The organism is Cellulomonas edaphi (assembly GCF_030362815.1).
Lineage (GTDB): Bacteria > Actinomycetota > Actinomycetes > Actinomycetales > Cellulomonadaceae > Cellulomonas > Cellulomonas edaphi.
In genome coordinates, this window is the sequence record NZ_JAUCGR010000002.1 from 526,911 (window position 1) to 546,137 (window position 19,227).

Genomic DNA, 19,227 nt, shown 5'->3' on the forward strand with positions numbered 1-19,227 from the left:
GCCGCGGAGCGTGCGCAGACGCACGAAGGCCCTCACCGCGTGCGGTGAGGGCCTTCGGGAGCGCGGGTCAGTGCGCGTGCTGTCCGCGGGAGAACTCGAACACCCAGCCGACCAGGGCGATCAGGCCGAGCACCACGCCGATGCCGGTGAGCCAGAAGCCGACGGCCATGCCGAGGAACGCGACAGCGGCCGCGACACCGATCGCCAGCGGCCACCAGCTCCAGGGTGCGTACACGCCCTGGTCGCCGGCGCCCTGCTCGATCTCGCCATGCTCGTCGTCCTCGGGACGGGCGTCGATCCGCCGCGACAGCAGCGCGAAGTAGGCACCGATCATGCCCACCATGCCGCCGACCAGCGGGATCCCGAGCATGCCGACGGGCTCACCGTCGCTCCAGACGGCGTAGATCAGCCCGACCGGGATGAAGAACAGCACGCCGTAGAGGAAGAGCTTGGTCTCGAGCTTCACTTGTCGCCCTCCTCGTCGGACTGCGCGGCCGGGCGGTCAGACGGTCGGTCCTCGATGATCGTCGTGCTCGACTGCTCCGACTCGCCGGTGCCGTTGATCACGCGCTCCTGGGCCACCTCGGTCTCACCGACGCGGTCGGCCTCCCAGTCCAGCGGACCGGGGTTCGGCTCGACGAAGTCCATGGCGGCGACCTCGGGGTGGTGCAGGTCGAACGCCGGACGCTCCGAGCGGATGCGCGGCAGCGACACAAAGTTGTGCCGCGGCGGCGGGCAGCTCGTGGCCCACTCGAGCGAGGCGCCGTAGCCCCACGGGTCGTCCACCTGGACCAGCGGCGCGTTGCGCCACGTGGTGTAGACGTTCCACAGGAACGGCAGCGTCGAGGCCGCCAGGATGAAGGCGCCCACCGTGGAGAGCTGGTTCATCCAGGTGAAACCCTCGGCCGGCGAGTAGTCCGCGTAGCGGCGCGGGAAGCCGATGACACCCAGCCAGTGCTGGATGAGGAACGTGGTGTGGAAGCCGATGAACAGCAGCCAGAAGTGCCACTTGCCGAGCCGCTCGTCGAGCATCCGGCCGGTCATCTTGGGCCACCAGAAGTAGAAGCCCGCGAACATCGCGAACACGACGGTGCCGAACACCACGTAGTGGAAGTGCGCCACCACGAAGTAGGAGTCCGAGAGCTGGAAGTCGAGCGCCGGGCTGGACAGGATGATCCCGGTCAGGCCGCCGAACAGGAACGTGACCAGGAAGCCGATCGTCCACAGCATCGGCGTCTCGAACGTGAGCTTGCCGCGCCACATCGTGCCGATCCAGTTGAAGAACTTCACACCGGTCGGCACCGCGATGAGCATCGTCATGAAGGCGAAGAACGGCAGCAGCACCGAGCCCGTGACGTACATGTGGTGCGCCCACACCGTGACGGACAGCGCGGCGATCGCGATGGTCGCGTACACCAGACCCTTGTAGCCGAAGATCGGCTTGCGGCTGAACACCGGCAGGATCTCGGTGATGATGCCGAAGAACGGCAGGGCGATGATGTAGACCTCGGGGTGCCCGAAGAACCAGAACAGGTGCTGCCAGAGGATGGCGCCCCCGTTCTCCGGGTTGAACACCTGGGCGCCGAGCCTGCGGTCGGCGCCGAGCGCGAACAGTGCGGCGGCCAGGGGCGGGAACGCCATGAGCACCAGCAGCGACGTCACCAGGGTGTTCCAGGTGAAGATCGGCATGCGGAACATCGTCATGCCGGGCGCGCGCATCGTCACGATCGTGGTGATGAAGTTGACCGCACCCAGGATGGTGCCGAAGCCGGCGAGCGCGAGACCGAACACCCAGAGGTCACCGCCGAGTCCCGGCGAGTACACGGTGTTGGACAGCGGCGCGTACGCGAACCAGCCGAACGAGGCGGCGCCCTGCGGCGTCAGGAACCCGGCCGCGGCGATCAGGCCGCCGAAGAAGAACAGCCAGTACGCGAACATGTTCAGTCGCGGGAACGCCACGTCGGGCGCACCGATCTGCAGCGGCATGATCACGTTGGCGAAGCCGGCGAACAGGGGCGTCGCGAACAGCAGCAGCATGATCGTGCCGTGCATGGTGAACGCCTGGTTGTACTGCTCCTTGGACTGGAACACGTCCATGCCGGGCGTGAACAGCTCGGCGCGGATCAGCAGCGCGAGGATGCCTCCCACGGCGAACCACACGAACGACGTGATCAGGTACATGTACCCGATGGTCTTGTGGTCGGTGGAGGTGATCCACTTGATGACCGTGCGACCCAACCGCTGGCGCGAGGGCGCCAGCCCGGGGATCGTCTCGGCGGCGTACGCCATCACTCGTTGCCTTCCTGCGTGGCGCTCTCAAGGTCCTGCTGGCGGCTGTACTCGAGTCCGAGCGAGCCCTCCTGCCCCTTCGCCTTGAGCTCCGCGATGTGCTTGTCGTAGTCGGCACGCGAGACGACGTTGACGTTGAACAGCATCGACGAGTGGTACTCGCCGCACAGCTCCGCGCACTTGCCCTCGTAGTTGCCGATGACCTTGGGCGTGAGCTGGAACGTGTTGGTCTTGCCCGGGATCATGTCCATCTTGTAGAGGAAGGACGGGATCCAGAACGAGTGGATGACGTCACGCGACTCGAGCGTGAAGCGCGTGCTCTCGTCGACCGGCAACCACAGCGTCACCTGGTCCTTGAGCTGGCCGGTGCCGGCGCTGCCCACGTCTTGCGCGTGCTGGCCCGTCTCGTACGCGTCGTCGTCGAGGTAGTTGAAGTCCCAGCTCCACTGCTTGCCGATGACCTCGACGTGGTTCTGGGCCTCCGTGGAGGTGTCCTGGATCGCCGTCACGTCGCGGTTCGTGTAGTAGAAGAGCACGCCGACCATGACGATCGGCAGCACCACGTACATGAACTCGAGCGGCACGTGGTAGCGCAGCTGCACCGGCAGGACGTTGTCGTCCTTGCGCTTGCGGTAGACCGCGACGCACCAGAGCATCAGGCCCCACGTGATGAGGCCGACGATGAGGGCGGCGATCCACGAGCCGACCCAGAGGTTGACGATGCGACCCGTCTGGTCCGTGATCTCGTTGTCGGAGTTGCCAGGCAGCCAGCCGCGCTGCACCTCGGCGGAGCATCCGCTGAGGGCGACCGCGACGACGGCTGCCAGACCGGCCAACTTCCAGGCCGGGCGCCGCTTCCGGCGTGGCTGTTCCGGGTGCTTTTCCGGGCGCACTGGGGACCTCTCACTCGCGTCCCGTGGACCGACCGCCTAGGGCAGGCAGCCGTCACCCGGGACCTACGTCCTCGACCCGTGCAGCCTAGCGCGCCGACCACGCGGTTTCGCTCCGGCGACACCAGATGGCGACGCGGTGTCAGCACCATCACACGGGCCCGCGGGCGGCTGGCGGACGCTCGCGGCGGGCGCTCGGGCGTCGTGGTGCGGCCCGGCGGGCTAGCGTGCCTTCGTGAGCATCCCGACCGGCGGCCCGGCGATCCGGCCCGATGTGACCGACGCCACTGCGGGCGACGCGCCCGCGGCCCGCGTCTTCCTCGACGCGGGCGGTCGCGCTCCCCTGCTTCCCGAGGCGCGAGCGGCCTTCGTCGAGGCTCTCGACCAGGGCTGGGCGGACCCCAGGCGCCTGCACTCCGAGGGCCGCCGGGCACGCATGCTGCTCGACGGCGCCCGCGAGGCGATCGCCGCCGTCGTCGGCGCCCGGACCGAGGAGGTCGACCTGGCGCCCTCGCACGTGGCCGCTCTGCACGGCGCCGTGCGGACGGTCGCGCGGGGCCGGCGGCGTGCCGGGTCCGGCATCGTGGTCGGAGCCGTGGAGCGCGCCGCCGTCCTCAATGCGGCGCAGTTCGTGGCCGGGGAGGCCCGCGTCGTCGTCCCCGTGGACGCCCAGGGCCGGGTGGACCTCGACGGGTTCCGCTCCGCGGTCGCGGCGCCCGGCGTGGCGGTCGCCGCGCTGCAGCACGCCAACGGCGAGGTGGGCACCCTCCAACCGGTGGACGAGGTCCACGACGCCGCGCGCGCCGCGGGTGTCCCCCTGCTCGTCGACGCCGGCTCCAGCCTCGGCCACGTCGCGGTCGGGCCGAGCTGGGACCTGCTCGCGGGCGACGCCGGCGACTGGGGCGGCCCCGGCGGCATCGGCCTGCTGGTCACGCGGCGGGGCGTGCGCCGGTCGCCCGACGGGCCCGAGGACGAGGACCGGTGGTTCCCGGGTGGCGTCAGCGTCCCGGCCGCGCTCGCCGCGGCGGTCGCCCTCCAGGTGAGCGAGCAGCGGCGCACGACCGAGGCGGCGAGCCTCGCGGCTCTCGTCGACGGGATCCGAGCGCGCGTCGCCGCCGACGTGCCGGACGTCGACGTGGTGGGCGATCCCCAGCTGCGCCTGCCGCACGTCGTGACGTTCTCGTGCCTGTACGTGGACGGCGAGGCGCTCGTGACGGCGCTCGACGCGGAGGGCTTCGCCGTCGGCTCCGGCTCGGCCTGCACCTCGAGCGCGCTCGAGCCGAGCCACGTGCTGGCCGCGATGGGCGTGCTCACACACGGGAACGTGCGCCTCGCGCTTCCTCCCGGCACCACGGAGGCCGGTGTGGACGCGTTCCTGTCCGCCCTCCCCCGGCTGGTCGCCGGCGTGCGCTCCGCCCTCGGGGTCCAGGGGCTGTGAGCGATCCCGTCGTCGTCGATGCCCGCGGCCTGCGCTGCCCGGCGCCGGTGATCCGGCTCGCGCGCGCGGCTCGCGCCGCGTCGGCGGGGACACGCATCACCGTGCTCGCCACCGACCCGGCCGCCGTGCACGACGTCCCCGCCTGGGCACGGATGCGCGGCCACGCGATGGTGTCCAGCACTGCCGAAGATGGCGAGTACGCCCTCACCGTCGAGGTCGCGGAGACGGACGAAGGCCCGGTCCCCTGAGGGGAACCGGGCCTTCGAGGTCCAGACGCGTCAGCTGAAGGAGCCGCCGCACGCGCAGGCGCTGCCCGCGTTCGGGTTGTCGATCGTGAAGCCCTGCTTCTCGATCGTGTCCGCGAAGTCGATGGTGGCGCCCTCGAGGTACGGCACGCTCATGCGGTCGACGATGACCTCGACGCCGCCGAAGTCCTTGGTGACGTCGCCGTCCAGGTACCGCTCGTCGAAGTAGAGCTGGTAGATCAGGCCCGAGCAGCCACCGGGCTGCACGGCGACGCGGAGACGAAGGTCGTCGCGACCCTCCTGCTCGAGGAGGCTGCGCACCTTGTCCGCGGCGAAGTCGGTGAGCAGGACGCCGTGCGTCGCAGTCTCGGTGGTCTCGCTCATGGGTCTCTCCTGGGTGCTGGCGGTCGGTGCTCGGACGACTTCGGCGATGCGTCGATCGCCGACCCGTCCGTGGCGGCAACAGTCGGCAACACACGTCCTTGCGTGATTGTTCCCGACCGTTCTTCCTCGACCAGCGTACGACTCCCACGTCACGTTGACGCATGACGTGCGCCACACACGCCGGACGGCGTCAGCGCGACCACGTCCGTGCCACCCGCTGGGCGCGCCGCTCGAGGGAGCCGCCCGCGTCGGCGAGCGCCTCCGCCACCTGGTCGGCACCCTCGGCCACCGCGTACGCGGCCGTGATCCCGGCCGCCGACAGCTCGCGGCGTCCCACAAGCACCTCTCCCGCCAGGACCACCGCGGGGACGGCGTGCGCGAGCGCGCGCGCGGCGACCGCGGTGGTGACCTTGCCGTGCAGCGACTGCCAGTCGAACCGGCCCTCGCCCGTCACCACCACGTCGCTCGCGGCCAGCCTGCCGTCGAGGTCGACGGCGTCGGCCACCAGGGTCGCCCCGGGGACCAGGCGGGCACCGAGCAGCGCGAGCCCGAACCCCAGGCCGCCTGCCGCGCCGGCTCCCGGTGCGGCCAGCAGCCGACGACCTGCTGCGGCCTGTCCCGCCAGCAGGTCGGGCCGCAGCGCGTCGCCCAGCGCCTCGACCGCCGCGTGCGCGAACGTCGCCACGGCGCGCTCCAGGTCCTGGGCCTGCTCGGGCGTCGCTCCCTTCTGCGACGCGAAGCCGGCGGAGGCCCCCTGCAGGCCCAGCAGCGGCACGTCGACGTCGGTCGCCGCGAGGAGCTCGACGGAGCCGAGCCGGTCCCGCAGGTCGCGCAGGCCGCCGAGGTCGTCCACCGCGACACCGGAGAGCGCGCCGCCCCCGCGCGCAAGCCGGGGCGCGTCGAGGCCGAGCCCGACGAGCGCGCCGGCGCCCGCGTCGTTGGTCGCCGACCCGCCCAGCCCCACGACCACACGGGTCGCACCCGCCGCGATCGCGGCCACGACGAGCTCCCCCACACCGCGGCTGGTGGTGACGGTCGGGTCGCGCCGGTCGGCCGGCACCAGCGACAGGCCCAGCGCGTGCGCAGACTCGACGTAGGCCGTGCTGCCCACGAGGAGGAACGCCGCGGGGGTGGGCGCTCCGAGCGGTCCCGTGACCGTCGCCGCGACGAGCGCTCCGCCCAGGCTCGCGTGCAGCGTCTCGACGAAGCCCGGTCCGCCGTCGGACAGCGGGCACAGGGCGACGTCGTCGTCCGGGGCGGCGCGACGCCACCCCGCCGCGATGCGCTCCGCGGCCTCGCGGGCCGTCAGGGCGGTGCCGAAGGAGTCCGGCGCGATGAGCACGTCCACGCCGCGCATCGTGACATGCGCCACCCTCGCCGCGCGCCCCTGGCGGACGACTCGCCATGTGGGAAGATCGCGCCGTGAGCATCGCGACCTCAGCTCTCTCGCCCCTGGGCTTCGCCGAGCCTGCACCGTCGGCGCTCCTGCTGCTGGGCCGGGGCGTGGACCTCGCCTCCGAGCGAGGTGTCGAGTGCGTCGGCGACCTGCCGTCGCCCAGCGACCCGGACCTGGTCGCGCGAGCGCGTGCGGCACGAGCGGCCCTCGGCGAGCGCGCGTTCATCCTGGGCCACCACTACCAGCGCGACGAGGTCATCGACTTCGCCGACGTCACGGGCGACTCCTTCAAGCTCGCCCGCGAGGCCGCCGCCCGGCCGGAGGCCGAGTTCGTCATCTTCTGCGGTGTGCACTTCATGGCGGAGTCCGCCGACATCCTCACGTCCGACACCCAGCAGGTGATCCTCCCCGACCTTGCCGCGGGCTGCTCCATGGCGGACATGGCCGCGATCGACCAGGTCGAGGACGCGTGGGACGTGCTCGTCGACGCCGGCATCGCCGAGTCGACCGTCCCCGTGACGTACATGAACTCGACCGCGGCCATCAAGGCCTTCACCGGCCGCCACGGCGGGACCATCTGCACGTCGTCGAACGCGCACGTCGCGCTGCGGTGGGCGTTCGACCAGGTGGGCGGCGTGAACGGCACCGGCAAGGTGCTGTTCATGCCCGACCAGCACCTGGGCCGCAACACGGCGGTGCTCGAGCTGGGGCTCTCGCTCGACGACTGCGTCGTGTTCGACCCGCGCAAGCCGAACGGCGGCCTCACCACCGAGCAGCTCAAGGCCGCGCGGATGATCCTGTGGCGCGGGCACTGCTCGGTGCACGGGCGATTCTCCGAGCGCAACGTCACCGACATCCGCGCTGCGGCGCCTGGCGTCACGGTGCTCGTGCACCCCGAGTGCAAGCACGAGGTCGTCACCGCGGCCGACATGGTGGGTTCGACCGAGTACATCATCAAGGCGGTAGACGCGGCGCCCGCGGGATCCAGCTGGGCGGTCGGCACCGAGCTCAACCTGGTGCGCCGGCTGGCCGCGGCGCACCCCGACAAGCAGGTGCACTACCTCGACTCGACCGTCTGCTTCTGCTCGACCATGAACCGGATCGACCTGCCCCACCTCGTGTGGGCGATGGAGTCGCTCGTGGCCGGTCGCGCGGTGAACCGGATCGTCGTGGACGCCGACGACGCCCACTGGGCCCGCGTGGCGCTCGACCAGATGCTCGCGCTGCCGGGCTACTGACGACGTGAGCACGGGCAGCAGCCTGCGCGTCGGCATCTTCGTCTTCGACGGTGCCGAGGAGCTCGACGTCGTCGGGCCCTACGAGGTGCTGGCGGCGTGGGCCCGGGTCTCGCCGCTGCACCCGGAGGTCGTCACGTTCTCCCGGGACGGTGGCGGGGTCCGCTGCGCCAAGGGACTGTGCGTGGTGCCCGACCTGGCGGCGGCCGACGTCGGGCCCCTGCACGTGCTCGTCTACCCGGGCGGCCACGGGACGCGGGCCCTCGCCGCCGACCCGGACCACCTCGCGTGGGTGCGCGAGATGCGCGAGCGGACGCCGCTCATGGCCAGCGTCTGCACGGGGGCCCTCGTCTACGCGGCGGCCGGGCTGCTCACGGGACGCACCGCGACGACGCACTGGAGCGCGTTCGACGAGCTGGTCGCGCTCGACCCGAGCGTCCTGGCCGACGACGAGGCGCGGTACGTCGACGACGGCGACGTCGTCACCTCCGCCGGGGTGTCCGCTGGCATCGACATGGCCCTGCACCTCGTCGCGCGCCTCGACTCGGTGGACGTCGCGCGTGCCGTCCGTCGGGAGATCCAGTACGACCCCGCGCCGCCCGTCTGATGGTGCACCTCCTCGACGCTCCCGTGCTCGAGCACGCGCTGCTCGACGTCCGACCCGGGCAGGCCGCGCAGTTCGAGGCGGCCATGACCGAGGCGCTGCCGATCATCCAGGCCGTGCCGGGCTGTCGGGGCGCGCGCGTGACCCGCTGCCTGGAGCGTCCGGACGGCTACCTGCTGCTCGTCGGCTGGGACTCGGTGGAGGCCCACACCGAGGGCTTCCGCGGCTCGCCCGCGTACGAGAGGTGGCGGGCGCTGCTGCACCATTTCTACGACCCGTTCCCGGTCGTGGAGCACTTCGTCCGGACCGGCATAGCTACTCCCGAGTAACATCGCAGCCGTGACCCGCACCCTGCAGCTGGCGCTCGCCACCTTCCGGCCCCGACCGGCCGTTCCCGGTCAGGGCCTGTTCGACCCGTCGGTGACCCGCATGCGGGTGTGGCCCACGGACCTCGACCTGTACCGACACGTGAACAACGGCGTGTACCTGCAGTGCATGGACGTGGGCCGGAGCAACTTCCTGGCCGACCTCGGCTCGTTCGCCAAGCTCAGCGAGAAGCGGTGGTACCCGGTGGTCGCCGCGCAGACCATCAAGTACCGCCGGTCCCTGACGCTGGGCCAGCGCTTCGAGCTCAGCACCGTCACGGTCGGCTGGGACGAGCGGGTGGTGTACCTCGAGCAGACCTTCTCCCGCGGGGGCGAGCATGTCGCCCGGGGCATCGTCGCCGGCCGCTTCCTCAGTCGCGACGGCTCCCGCGTCCCCGCTCCCGACGTCGTCGCGCTCATCGCGGGCGAGCAGATCGAGAGCCCCCCACTCCCGGCCGACGTGGCGACCTGGGCACGGGCCGTCGACGTCGCCGCCCGCGGGCAGGCCCCGGACTGACGCGTCAGCCGCGCGCGGCCAGCCGCTCGAGGAGCAGCGCCTCCGCGAGCACCACCTTCTCGAGCTCCCCCAGGTGCACGGACTCGTCGGCGCCGTGCGCCCGGCTGTCCGGGTCCTCGACACCCGTCACCAGGATGGACGCGGACGGGTAGACCTCCAGCAGGTCCGCGATGAACGGGATCGAGCCGCCGACGCCGATGTCCACCGGCTCGGTCCCCCACGACTGCCCGAACGCCCACCGCGCCGCCTGCATCGCTGCCGAGTCGAGCGGGGCCTGGAAGGCCTTGCCGGCCTCGCCGTCCCGCACGGTGACCTGCGCGCCCAGCGGCGCGTGCGCGAGCAGGTGCTCGCGCACGGCGTCCATCGCGGCCGCGGGGTCCTGCCCGGGCGCCAGGCGCACCGAGAGCTTGGCCGTGGCTCGGGGCGTGAGGGTGTTCGAGGCCGTGGCGACGCGCGGGGCATCGAAGCCGATCACGCTGATGGCCGGGCGGGTCCACAGCCGCGCGGTGAGCGGTCCGGTCCCGGCGAGGCGGACGCCCTCGAGCACGCCGGCGTCGGCGCGGAAGGCGGCCTCGTCGTAGTCCACGCTCGGATCGGGCGCCCGCACGAGGCCCACGACGGCCACGTCGCCCGCCTCGTCGTGCAGGGTGGCGATGAGCCGCGACAGCAGGGTCGGGGCGTCGAGGACCGCGCCCCCGAACATGCCGGAGTGCACCGCGTGGTCCAGGACCGCCACCTCGACCTCGCAGTCCACGAGGCCACGCAGGGACGTGGTGAGCGCGGGCGTGCCGACGGCCCAGTTGGTCGAGTCGGCGACCACGATCACGTCGGCGGCCAGCTCGTCGCGGTGGGCGTGCAGGAACTCGACGAAGGTGGGCGAGCCGATCTCCTCCTCGCCCTCGACGAACACCGTGACACCCACCGGCAGGTCGTCGGCCAGCACGCGCAGGGCGCCCACGTGCGCGATGACGCCCGCCTTGTCGTCGGCCGCGCCGCGGCCGTAGAGCCGGCCGTCGCGCTCGGTGGGCTCGAACGGCGCCGAGTGCCAGTGCTCCTCGTCGCCCGGTGGCTGCACGTCGTGGTGGGCGTACAGCAAGACCGTCGGCGCGCCGGGCGGCCCGGGACGTCGCGCGATGACGGCGGGGCGCCCGGCGCCGACGCTCGTGACGCGGACGTCGTCCATGCCGGCCCCCCGCAGCAGGTCCGCGACGGCCTCGGCGCTGGCGGCGACGTGCGCTTGGTCGAACTCGCTGTTGGACACGCTCGGGATGCGCACGAGGCGCTCGAGGTCGGAGCGCAGCGACCCGAACGCCGCGGCGGTCCTCGCCCGGAGCTCGTCGGTGCGCGCGTCGCCAGTGTTTCCAGGAGCAGCAGTGGTCACGATCCGCCACGGTACTCGACTACCCTGGCGGGGTGTTCGGACGTGAGAAGGATCCCGTGACCGCGCTCGCGACGCCCGCGGGCGACGAGTCGAACCCGACCGAGGTCGCGGGCAAGGGCCGCCCCACGCCCAAGCGCAAGGAGGCCGAGGCGGCGAACAAGCGTCCGCTCGTCCCGACCGACCGCAAGGCGGCAGGCAAGACGGGCAAGAACGCGGCTCGCGAGGCCCGCAACCGCGAGTACCAGGCGATGCAGAGCGGCGACGAGCGCTCGATGCCCGCGCAGCACCGGGGCCCGGTGCGCCGCTACATCCGCGACTACGTGGACGCGCGCTGGAACCTCGGCGAGTTCTTCCTGCCGATCGCCGCGGTGTTCCTGGTGCTGCAGATCAGCCTGGCCAAGGCCGCGCCCGGTCTCGCCAGCCTCGCCGTCCTGGTCCTCTACATCTATGTGATCTTCGCCATCGTCGACGGCTACATCATGTGGCGCGGGCTGCGGAAGCGGTTGCGCGCGAAGTTCGGCGAGGACAAGCTCGGCCGCGGTCTGGTGATGTACTCGCTGATGCGCGCGTTCCAGCTCCGCCCCACGCGGCTCCCCAAGGCCCAGGTCAGGCGCGGGCACAAGCCCGAGTAGCCCGACGTAGGGTCGAGGCATGGTCAACTACCGCAACCTCGGCCGCTCGGGCCTGAAGGTCACCGAGATCACCTACGGCAACTGGCTCACGCACGGCTCCCAGGTGGAGAACGACGCCGCGACGGCATGCGTGCGCGCCGCCCTCGACGCCGGCATCACCACGTTCGACACCGCCGACGTGTACGCGAACACGAAGGCCGAGTCCGTCCTCGGCGAAGCCCTCAAGGGCGAGCGCCGGGCCTCGATCGAGCTCGCCACGAAGGTGTTCTGGCCCACGGGCCCCAAGGGCGCCAACGACTCGGGCCTCTCGCGCAAGCACATCATGGAGTCGATCCACGGCTCGCTGGAGCGTCTGCAGACCGACTACGTCGACCTGTACCAGGCGCACCGCTACGACCACTCGACCCCGCTCGAGGAGACGATGCAGGCCTTCGCCGACATCGTCCGGCAGGGCAAGGCGCACTACATCGGCGTCTCGGAGTGGACCGCCGAGCAGATCCGCGCCGGCCACGCCCTCGCGTCGGAGCTGGGCTTCCAGCTCGTCTCGAGCCAGCCGCAGTACTCGATGCTGTGGCGTGTGATCGAGGCCGAGGTTGTCCCGACGTCGGCCGAGCTGGGCCTGTCGCAGATCGTCTGGTCGCCCGTCGCCCAGGGCGTGCTGACGGGCAAGTACCTGCCCGGCCAGCCCGCACCGGCCGGCTCGCGGGGTACGGACGAGAAGGGCGGCGCGCAGATGATCAGCCGCTTCCTGCAGCAGGAGGAGACGCTGCGCCGGGTGCAGGAGCTGCGTCCGATCGCCGACGAGCTGGGCCTGACCATGGCGCAGCTGGCCGTGGCGTGGGTGCTGCAGAACCCGAACGTGGCCTCCGCGATCATCGGCGCCTCGCGTCCCGAGCAGGTGGCGGAGAACGTCAAGGCGTCGGGCGTGGAGATCCCCGCCGAGCTGCTGGCCCGGATCGACGCGGTGCTCGCCGACTCCGTGGTCACCGATCCGCGCGAGACCGAGAAGAGCTCGCCGCGCCTCTGAGGTGTCGCTTCCGAGGTGTCGCCTCTGAGGAGTCAGTCGGTCCCGGCGGCCCGTTCCACCAGGAACTCGCGGCCGTCGGGACCGGTCACCCGCTCGAACCCCGCCACCAGCTCCGCATCCCGTTCGCGCTGCTCGGGCGTGGTCGGTCGCCGGGCCGAGCGCACGTTGCCCACCTGGGCCGGGCCCATGTACGTCAGCAGGAATTCCGTCAGGCCGCGCTTCGCCATCCTCGCTCCTCGGTAGTTCGTGCCCTCACTATATGCCCGCTAAACTTCCGTCGTGACCTCGACCCCTGACCCGCTCGCCGTCGAGGCGCAGGTCTGCCTCACGGTCTCCGCAGCCGCCCGCAGCCTCGTCGCGTTCTACCGTCCCCTGCTCGAGCCCCTGGGCCTCACGCACCCGCAGTACCTCGCGATGCTGGCGCTCTGGCAGTACGGCGCGTTGTCCCTGAAGGACCTCGCCGCCCTTCTCCACCTCGAGCCCGCCACCGCTTCGCCACTCGTGAAGCGGCTCGAGGCGATGGAGCTGGTGCGGCGCGAGCGCGACCCGCACGACGACCGCGCGCTGCTCATCGCCCTCACCGAGTCGGGGCGCAACCTGCGGGCCCGGGCGGTCGCCATCCCGCAGTCGATGCTCGACGGACTGGGCCTGGACCGCGCGGAGGTCGAGCAGATCCGCGCGGCCGCCGCCCTCCTCTACGACGCGGCGACGAGGTCCTCGCGCGGGGCCTGAGCCCGGATCGTGAACCGGGGCAGGACCACGTGGACGAGCGGCCCGACGAGCAGGGCGTACGCCAGTGTGGCGAATCCGACGGTGCCGCCCAGCGCCCACCCCACGAGCACCACCGTCACCTCGATGGACGTGCGCACCAGGGCGACCGGCCTGCCGGTGCGGGCCACGAGCCCCGTCATGAGTCCGTCGCGAGGACCCGGGCCCAGCTGCGCGCCGACGTAGAGGCCCGTGGCCAGCGCGTTGACGACGATGCCGGCGACCGCCAGCCCGATGCGGGCGGCGAGGGGCAGCGGGTCGGGCAGCTGGTCGAGCGCCGCCAGGAACGGGTCCACGAGCAGGCCGATCACGAGCACGTTGGCCACGGTGCCCACGCCGGGGCGCTGACGCAGCGGGATCCAACACAGCAGCACCAGCACGCTGATGGCGAGCGTGATGGTGCCGAACGAGGCACCCGTGTGGCGGGCGATCCCCTGCGTGAGCACGTCCCAGGGCATGTTGCCGAGGCCCGAGTGCACCAGCAGGGCCATCGAGGCCGCGTAGAGGACGAGGCCGACGAAGAGCTGCGTGGTGCGTCGACCCACCGGGGCGGGGATGCGCAAGGACGCCAATACGGAAGTCATGGCCCCAGTCTTCCCGGATTGGCTATGCAATCCATAGCCAGTTCTGAGAAGGTGGCCACATGACGCTGCACGAGCTCCCGACGGACCGCCGCATCGGGGGTGCGCGTCTGCGCACCGTGCTCGGCGCGTGGCATCGGCCCGGCTCGTCCTACGTCGCCCTCGCGGACGCCCTGCGAGCGGCAGTCCTGTCCGGGGCGATCCCGCTGAGCACACGTCTGCCCAGCGAGCGGGAGCTCGCCGAGTCGGTGAACGTCTCGCGGACCACGACCACCGCCGCCTACGGCCTGCTGCGCGACGAGGGCTACCTGGTCAGCCGCCGCGGCTCCGGCACGGTCACGACGCTGCCCGACGGACCCGGCCGGCGCCCGGCGCTTCCGACGGCGGGCAGCGACCACGACCTGGTCGACCTCTCCATCGCGGCTCCGTCGGCCCCGTCGTGCCTGCATGCCGCCTACCTTGCCGCACTCGACTGCCTGCCGCGCCACCTCGAGTCCTCCGGCTACGCCCCCCTGGGCCTGGCGACGCTGCGCGAGGCGATCGCCGACTGGTATGTCCGCCGGGGGACGCCGACCACGCCCGACCAGATCCTCGTGACGACCGGTGCCCAGCACGCCATCCACCTGCTCGTGTCCGCGCAGGCCGGGCCCGGAGACCGAGTGGTCGTCGAGCACCCCACCTACCCGCACGCGATCGAGGCGGTCCGGGCCGTGGGCGCCAGACCCGTGCCCGTGCCGGCCGGCATCGGTGGGCTCGACCTCGACCTGCTCGAGTCGACCCTGCGGCAGACGGCGCCGCGCCTGGTCTACCTGATCCCCGACCACCGGAACCCGACCGGGACCAGCCTGTCGTCCGACGAGCGCGAGCGGGTGCGCTCGATGGCGCGCCGGTACCGCACCATGATCGTCGGCGACGAGGTGCTGACGGAGCTGACGATGGACGGGCCCGCGCCCGAGTCCTTCGCAGGCGACGGCTCCTCGAGCGGGCACGTGGTCTCGATCGGCTCCGCGTCCAAGTCGTTCTGGGGCGGGCTGCGCGTGGGGTGGGTCCGAGCGCACCCGGACGTCGTCGCGCGTCTGGCGGCGACCCGTGGCCACATCGACATCGCGACCGCCACGCTGGAGCAGCTCGTGACCACCCAGCTGCTCCTCGACGAGGACGGCACGCTCCAGCGCCGGCGCGCCGAGCTGCGGGAGCGCCGCGACCACCTGGTCGGCCTGCTGCGCGACCGGCTGCCCACGTGGGAGACCCCGGTGCCACGCGGCGGTCTGGCGCTGTGGGTCGACCTCGGCGTACCCGCCTCCTCTGCCCTGGCCGCGCTCGCGCCGCGGTTCGGCGTGCGGGTCGCGCCGGGGCCCGCGTTCGCCGTGGACGGCAGCTTCGAGCGCAACCTGCGCATCCCGTTCAGCGAAGCCCCCGACACCCTGGCGCGCGCCGTGGACGGCCTCGCGCAGGCCTGGGACGCACTGGGCGTGTCGGCTCCGGGGCAGGCCCCGGCGAGCCGGATGGTGGTCTAGGCGTCAGCCCTGCGGCAGGTCGATCGGCGCGGTCGCCGGCTCGCCCTGGTGCAGGAGGGTCGCACGCGTCACGCCACGCGCGGCCAGCGCGCGCCAGCTCTCGCCCACCCACTGCTCCGCGTCGTACTGCGTGGAGAAGACCGGGCTCACCGGCTGGTCTGTCCCACCCTCGAGGAGCCATTCCCACTGCGGCCGGAGCGCCATCAGGCCACCTGCTCCCGTGCCGCGGCATCGCGCGCGAGCGCCCGCCCGATGCGGGAGGCCCAGAGCGGACCGCCGTAGATGAACCCGGTGTACCCCTGCACGAGCGTGGCGCCGACGGCCAGGTACTCACGCGCGTCGGCCGCCGTGCTGATGCCGCCGACGCCGATGATCACGGCGTCGGGCCCGAGCCGGTTGCGCAGCCGGGCGACGACGTCCAGACCGCGCTCCAGCACGGGCGGGCCGGACAGGCCGCCCGGGCCCAGGTCGTGGGCGATCGTGGTGTTGACCGCGACCACGCCGTCGAGGCCGAGCTCGGCGGCCAGCTCGGCCACCGCGTCGACGTCCTCGTCGGTCAGGTCCGGCGCGATCTTGACCAGGAGCGGGACGGGGGGTCGGCCGACGACCGTGGTCGCCTCGTCGGCCGCGACGCGCGTCGCTTGCAGGATCGGCCGCAGCGCCTCGACGGACTGCAGGTCGCGCAGGCCGGGGGTGTTCGGCGAGGACACGTTGACCACGAGGTAGTCGGCGAAGGGGGCCAGGCGTGCCGCGCTCGTCGCGTAGTCGTCGGCGGCCCGCTCGGGCGGCGTGACCTTCGTCTTGCCGATGTTCACGCCGATCACCAGCCGGCGTCCGTGGCGCGTCGCGCGTAGCGCGCGGAGCCGTTCGGCGACCGCGGCCGAGCCCTCGTTGTTGAAGCCCATCCGGTTGCGCAGCGCCCGCTGGTCGAGCACGCGCCACAGCCGGGGCTGCTCGTTGCCGGGCTGTCCCTGCGCCGTGACCGTGCCGACCTCCACGAAGCCGAACCCCAGCATCGTGAGTCCCGCGATGCCGCGCGCGTCCTTGTCGAACCCCGCGGCCACGCCGAACGGCGACGCGAACCCGCGGCCGAACACCCGAACGCCTCCGACGGCGGGAGGCTTCAGCACGCCCTCGACCACGTCGCGGAGCAGCGGGACCCGGCTCACGCCACGGATCAGGCCGAAGGCGACCTCGTGGGCCCGTTCGGGGTCCATGCGGCGGAACACGACGTCGAACAGGAGGCGGTACACGGATTCACCCTACGGTGGGCGCGTCCTCGTCCGGGGAGCTGTCCGCGGACGACGACCCGGACTCCTCGCGACCAGTGCGGCGGAGCCACCAGATGCCCAGGAACGGCAGGACGAGCGGGATGTAGCCGTAGCCCGCGCCGAAGCCGGACCAGACGGTCTCGTCGGGGAACTCCCCCACGTCGACGAGGGACAGCGTGCCCACGGTGATCACCCCGACCAGCTCGACGAGCACCGCGGCCCACGCGAGCGAGCGCCGGTTGGTCGCGAGCGCGATCGTCGCGACCAGGTAGACGACGCCCGCCAGCAGGGAGAGCAGGTAGGCGAGGGGCGCGTCGGAGAGCTTGGTCGCCACCTGGTAGATGCCGCGGGCCGTCGCGGCCAGCGCGAGGATGCCGTAGATCGCGACGAGCAGGCGGCCGGGGCCGGTGCCGGTGGGGCGCGTGGTGGTCACAGGTTCTCCCAGATCTGCCAGAGCCGGAACTCCAGGAAGCCGACGGTGACGGCCGCGACGAGCAGCACCACCGAGCTCCACCTCGTCCGCTCGGCGAAGGCCCACGCGGCGGCGATGGGCAGGACGATCAGCTGCGTGACGACGTAGCCCCAGAAGAGCGCGGCATCGACGTCGTGGTCGCCGACGACGAGCATCACGGCCGCAATCACCGCTTGCACCAGCAGCACGGCCTCGATCACGGCGCCGCCCCACAGCTGGCGCAGGACGACCGCGCGGTCGGCGACGACGAACCACGCCGCCCAGCCGGCGAGCGCGAGGCACAGGACGCCGACCAGCAGCGCGACGGGCACGATCACGAGGCCCCACCGTACCGGGGCACCGCGGGCCCCGGACTACCATCGACGCGTGATCTCGCTGACGTCGAAGAACCCCGCCCGCCTGTCCGTCGATGCCGTCGTGCTCGCCGTCTCCGCGTCCGGCGACACGGTCACGCCGCTCGCGGCCGAGTGGCTCCCCGCCGAGCTCTCGCGCCTGCTGAGCAAGGATGCCGCCGCGCTCGGCATCACGGGCGCGGTCGACGAGGTGCGCCGCGTCCCGGGCCTCGGGCTCAACGCCCCCGTGCTGGTCGTCACCGGTGTGGGCGCGGGCGCGGTCACACCCGAGGCGCTGCGGCGCGCGGCGGGGGCGGCCACGCGCGAGCTGGCCGGCTCCTCCTCGGTCGCGCTCGCGCTGCCCGCCTCCGACGCGGTCGAGGTGGCCGCCGTCGCCGAGGGCGCCCTGCTCGGTGCCTACGCCTACACGCGCTACAGCGAGGGCAAGCCCGCCGTCGCCACCGTCGAGCTGGTCACCGACCGCGTCCGCGACCGGGCCGCCAAGGACGCCGTCGCGCGGGCGGAGATCGTCGCGGCCGCCGTCCACGCCACCCGCGACCTCGTGAACACCGCTCCCAACGACCTGTACCCGGCGGCGTTCGCCGACCTGGCCAAGGCCGCCGCGAAGGACGCCAAGGGCGTCAAGGTCTCGGTCCTCGACGAGAAGGCGCTCGCCTCGGGCGGCTACGGCGGCCTCATCGGCGTCGGCCAGGGCTCCGCGCGCGGACCTCGCCTGGTCAAGGTGTCCTACTCCCCCTCGCGTCCGACGGCCACCGTGGCGCTCGTCGGCAAGGGCATCACCTTCGACTCGGGCGGGATCAGCATCAAGCCCGCTGCCGGCATGGAGGCGATGAAGTCCGACATGGCCGGCGCTGCCGCGGTGCTGCACACGGTCGTCGCGGCTGCTCGCCTCGAGCTGCCGGTCGCCGTCACCGGCTGGCTCTGCCTCGCCGAGAACATGCCGTCCGGGACGGCCCAGCGTCCGTCGGACGTCATCACGATCCGCGGCGGCAAGACGGTCGAGGTCCTCAACACGGACGCCGAGGGACGCCTGGTGATGGCCGACGGCCTCGTCGCCGCCGTCGAGGAGAAGCCCGACGTGGTTCTCGACATCGCGACGCTCACCGGCGCGCAGATGGTCGCGCTCGGCTACCGCGTGTCGGCGGTCATGGGCTCCGACGACGTCCGCGACGAGGTCGTCGACGCCGCCGAGGCCACGGGTGAGCAGTTCTGGCCGATGCCGCTGCCCGCCGAGCTTCTCGCCGGCCTGAAGTCGAAGGTGGCCGACCTGGCCAACATCGGCGACCGGTTCGGCGGCATGCTGACCGCGGGCGTGTTCCTGCGTGAGTTCGTGGGCTCGACGCCGTGGGCACACCTCGACATCGCCGGTCCGTCGTTCAACGAGAAGGGCGCGCACGGGTACACGCCCGTCGGCGGCACCGGCGTGGGCGTGCGGACGCTGCTGGGCTTCATCGAGGCGCGCGCCGGGCGCTGACGCCCCGGCCCCGGGCGCGTCACGCTGCCCGGCCTAGACGATGTTGCGCCGGCGCTCGATCTTCTGCCGCGCGTTGTAGTCCCGGACGCGCTGGGGATAGCCCGTGCGCTGCACGTCGTAGGCCGGGATGCCCAGCTTCTGCGCCAGCTGGGCGGCCGTCCGCGCGTCGGGCACCCGCCGGCGCGTCCACTCCCCGTCCGTGGCGACGAGCATCACGGTGGTCTGGGTGACGTTCGTGACGGGCTCGATGTACGCCTCGACGCCCACGCGTGTCTGCACGAAGTCGGTCAGGTGGGCCAGCGTCGCGTCGCGCGCGGCGGAGTCGCTCGGCTCGGTGTCGGCGGCCGGCTTCGAACGACGGCGGGAGAACAGGCCCATGGGTCCCGAG

24 protein-coding genes are annotated in these 19,227 nt (G+C 72.5%); 11 read left to right on the forward strand and 13 right to left on the reverse strand.

From position 1 onward, the window contains the following. Positions 1-67 precede the first annotated feature (67 nt). From QRT05_RS08735 to ctaC, 3 genes are read right to left on the reverse strand one after another with little or no spacing between them, the layout of a single operon-like run. Positions 68-466, reverse strand: a complete 399-nt coding sequence (locus QRT05_RS08735) for a cytochrome c oxidase subunit 4 (protein ID WP_289446732.1) — start codon at positions 464-466, stop codon at positions 68-70. After that, positions 463-2,289, reverse strand: coding sequence for an aa3-type cytochrome oxidase subunit I (ctaD, locus tag QRT05_RS08740; RefSeq protein ID WP_289446733.1), 1,827 nt, complete (start codon positions 2,287-2,289; stop codon positions 463-465). Before ctaD ends, QRT05_RS08735 begins: the two co-directional genes overlap by 4 nt. After that, complete coding sequence (gene ctaC / locus QRT05_RS08745) at positions 2,289-3,125, reverse strand: aa3-type cytochrome oxidase subunit II (RefSeq protein WP_289446734.1); 837 nt, start codon at positions 3,123-3,125, stop codon at positions 2,289-2,291. Before ctaC ends, ctaD begins: the two co-directional genes overlap by 1 nt. 328 nt (positions 3,126-3,453) lie before the next feature. Between ctaC and QRT05_RS08750 the strand changes: the two genes are divergently transcribed. Both QRT05_RS08750 and QRT05_RS08755 read left to right on the forward strand, forming a co-directional pair. After that, a complete protein-coding gene (locus tag QRT05_RS08750) occupies positions 3,454-4,617 on the forward strand; it encodes a cysteine desulfurase family protein (protein WP_289447391.1) in 1,164 nt (387 codons plus the stop codon). Next, positions 4,614-4,865 (forward strand): sulfurtransferase TusA family protein, encoded by a 252-nt coding sequence (locus QRT05_RS08755; RefSeq protein ID WP_289446735.1) that lies wholly within the window; start codon positions 4,614-4,616, stop codon positions 4,863-4,865. Before QRT05_RS08750 ends, QRT05_RS08755 begins: the two co-directional genes overlap by 4 nt. Positions 4,866-4,895: 30 nt before the next feature. Here the strand turns inward: QRT05_RS08755 and QRT05_RS08760 are convergent, their stop codons facing one another. After that, entirely contained in the window at positions 4,896-5,246 is a 351-nt protein-coding gene (locus tag QRT05_RS08760; RefSeq protein WP_289446737.1) for a HesB/IscA family protein, read from the reverse strand. A 190-nt stretch (positions 5,247-5,436) separates the two neighbouring features. Further along, positions 5,437-6,603: a glycerate kinase family protein gene (locus QRT05_RS08765; protein WP_289446739.1), complete on the reverse strand. Its 1,167-nt coding sequence runs from the start codon at positions 6,601-6,603 to the stop codon at positions 5,437-5,439. Positions 6,604-6,650: 47 nt separating this feature from the next. On the opposite strand from QRT05_RS08765, the gene nadA reads away from it, so the two are divergent. The 4 genes from nadA to QRT05_RS08785 are packed head-to-tail and all read left to right on the forward strand — an operon-like array spanning position 6,651 to position 9,363. Further along, positions 6,651-7,880, forward strand: coding sequence for a quinolinate synthase NadA (gene nadA / locus QRT05_RS08770; protein ID WP_289446740.1), 1,230 nt, complete (start codon positions 6,651-6,653; stop codon positions 7,878-7,880). Between the two features lie 4 nt (positions 7,881-7,884). Continuing rightward, positions 7,885-8,484 (forward strand): DJ-1/PfpI family protein, encoded by a 600-nt coding sequence (locus tag QRT05_RS08775; protein ID WP_289446741.1) that lies wholly within the window; start codon positions 7,885-7,887, stop codon positions 8,482-8,484. Positions 8,485-8,486: 2 nt separating this feature from the next. Next, positions 8,487-8,810 (forward strand): antibiotic biosynthesis monooxygenase family protein, encoded by a 324-nt coding sequence (locus QRT05_RS08780; RefSeq protein WP_289446742.1) that lies wholly within the window; start codon positions 8,487-8,489, stop codon positions 8,808-8,810. A gap of 10 nt (positions 8,811-8,820) precedes the next feature. Next, a complete protein-coding gene (locus tag QRT05_RS08785) occupies positions 8,821-9,363 on the forward strand; it encodes an acyl-CoA thioesterase (protein ID WP_289446743.1) in 543 nt (180 codons plus the stop codon). A 4-nt stretch (positions 9,364-9,367) separates the two neighbouring features. On the opposite strand, the gene QRT05_RS08790 is transcribed toward QRT05_RS08785, so the two are convergent. Then, positions 9,368-10,744, reverse strand: a complete 1,377-nt coding sequence (locus QRT05_RS08790; RefSeq protein WP_289446744.1) for a dipeptidase — start codon at positions 10,742-10,744, stop codon at positions 9,368-9,370. 32 nt (positions 10,745-10,776) lie between these two features. Here QRT05_RS08790 and QRT05_RS08795 point away from each other — a divergent pair, with 32 nt between their 5' ends. Further along, a complete protein-coding gene (locus tag QRT05_RS08795) occupies positions 10,777-11,376 on the forward strand; it encodes a DUF3043 domain-containing protein (protein WP_289446745.1) in 600 nt (199 codons plus the stop codon). A 19-nt stretch (positions 11,377-11,395) separates the two neighbouring features. Then, positions 11,396-12,403 (forward strand): aldo/keto reductase family protein, encoded by a 1,008-nt coding sequence (locus tag QRT05_RS08800; RefSeq protein ID WP_289446746.1) that lies wholly within the window; start codon positions 11,396-11,398, stop codon positions 12,401-12,403. Between the two features lie 32 nt (positions 12,404-12,435). Here QRT05_RS08800 and QRT05_RS08805 read toward each other — a convergent pair whose 3' ends face one another. Continuing rightward, positions 12,436-12,630: a hypothetical protein gene (locus QRT05_RS08805; RefSeq protein WP_289446748.1), complete on the reverse strand. Its 195-nt coding sequence runs from the start codon at positions 12,628-12,630 to the stop codon at positions 12,436-12,438. 52 nt (positions 12,631-12,682) lie between these two features. On the opposite strand from QRT05_RS08805, the gene QRT05_RS08810 reads away from it, so the two are divergent. After that, the gene (locus tag QRT05_RS08810) at positions 12,683-13,135 is read left to right on the forward strand and encodes a MarR family winged helix-turn-helix transcriptional regulator (RefSeq protein ID WP_289446749.1); all 453 of its coding nucleotides are present in this window, start codon (positions 12,683-12,685) and stop codon (positions 13,133-13,135) included. On the opposite strand, the gene yczE is transcribed toward QRT05_RS08810, so the two are convergent. Further along, positions 13,099-13,755 carry a membrane protein YczE gene (gene yczE, locus QRT05_RS08815; RefSeq protein ID WP_289446751.1) on the reverse strand — a complete coding sequence of 219 codons (657 nt, stop codon included), beginning with the start codon at positions 13,753-13,755 and terminating at the stop codon, positions 13,099-13,101. The genes QRT05_RS08810 and yczE overlap by 37 nt on opposite strands. A gap of 59 nt (positions 13,756-13,814) precedes the next feature. On the opposite strand from yczE, the gene yczR reads away from it, so the two are divergent. Beyond that, positions 13,815-15,269: a MocR-like transcription factor YczR gene (yczR, locus tag QRT05_RS08820; protein WP_289446752.1), complete on the forward strand. Its 1,455-nt coding sequence runs from the start codon at positions 13,815-13,817 to the stop codon at positions 15,267-15,269. Between the two features lie 3 nt (positions 15,270-15,272). Here yczR and QRT05_RS08825 read toward each other — a convergent pair whose 3' ends face one another. From QRT05_RS08825 to QRT05_RS08840, 4 genes are read right to left on the reverse strand one after another with little or no spacing between them, the layout of a single operon-like run. Then, positions 15,273-15,473, reverse strand: a complete 201-nt coding sequence (locus QRT05_RS08825; protein WP_289446753.1) for a hypothetical protein — start codon at positions 15,471-15,473, stop codon at positions 15,273-15,275. Then, positions 15,473-16,522, reverse strand: a complete 1,050-nt coding sequence (locus QRT05_RS08830) for a quinone-dependent dihydroorotate dehydrogenase (RefSeq protein WP_289446754.1) — start codon at positions 16,520-16,522, stop codon at positions 15,473-15,475. The genes QRT05_RS08825 and QRT05_RS08830 overlap by 1 nt, the downstream gene beginning before the upstream one ends. Before the next feature lie 4 nt (positions 16,523-16,526). Beyond that, positions 16,527-16,973, reverse strand: coding sequence for a hypothetical protein (locus QRT05_RS08835; protein WP_289446755.1), 447 nt, complete (start codon positions 16,971-16,973; stop codon positions 16,527-16,529). After that, positions 16,970-17,329, reverse strand: coding sequence for a hypothetical protein (locus tag QRT05_RS08840; protein WP_289446756.1), 360 nt, complete (start codon positions 17,327-17,329; stop codon positions 16,970-16,972). The genes QRT05_RS08835 and QRT05_RS08840 overlap by 4 nt, the downstream gene beginning before the upstream one ends. A gap of 49 nt (positions 17,330-17,378) precedes the next feature. On the opposite strand from QRT05_RS08840, the gene QRT05_RS08845 reads away from it, so the two are divergent. Next, positions 17,379-18,839, forward strand: coding sequence for a leucyl aminopeptidase (locus QRT05_RS08845; protein WP_289446757.1), 1,461 nt, complete (start codon positions 17,379-17,381; stop codon positions 18,837-18,839). 33 nt (positions 18,840-18,872) lie between these two features. Here QRT05_RS08845 and QRT05_RS08850 read toward each other — a convergent pair whose 3' ends face one another. Next, the gene (locus QRT05_RS08850; protein WP_289446758.1) at positions 18,873-19,217 is read right to left on the reverse strand and encodes an oxidoreductase; all 345 of its coding nucleotides are present in this window, start codon (positions 19,215-19,217) and stop codon (positions 18,873-18,875) included. Between the last annotated feature and the right edge of the window lie 10 nt (positions 19,218-19,227).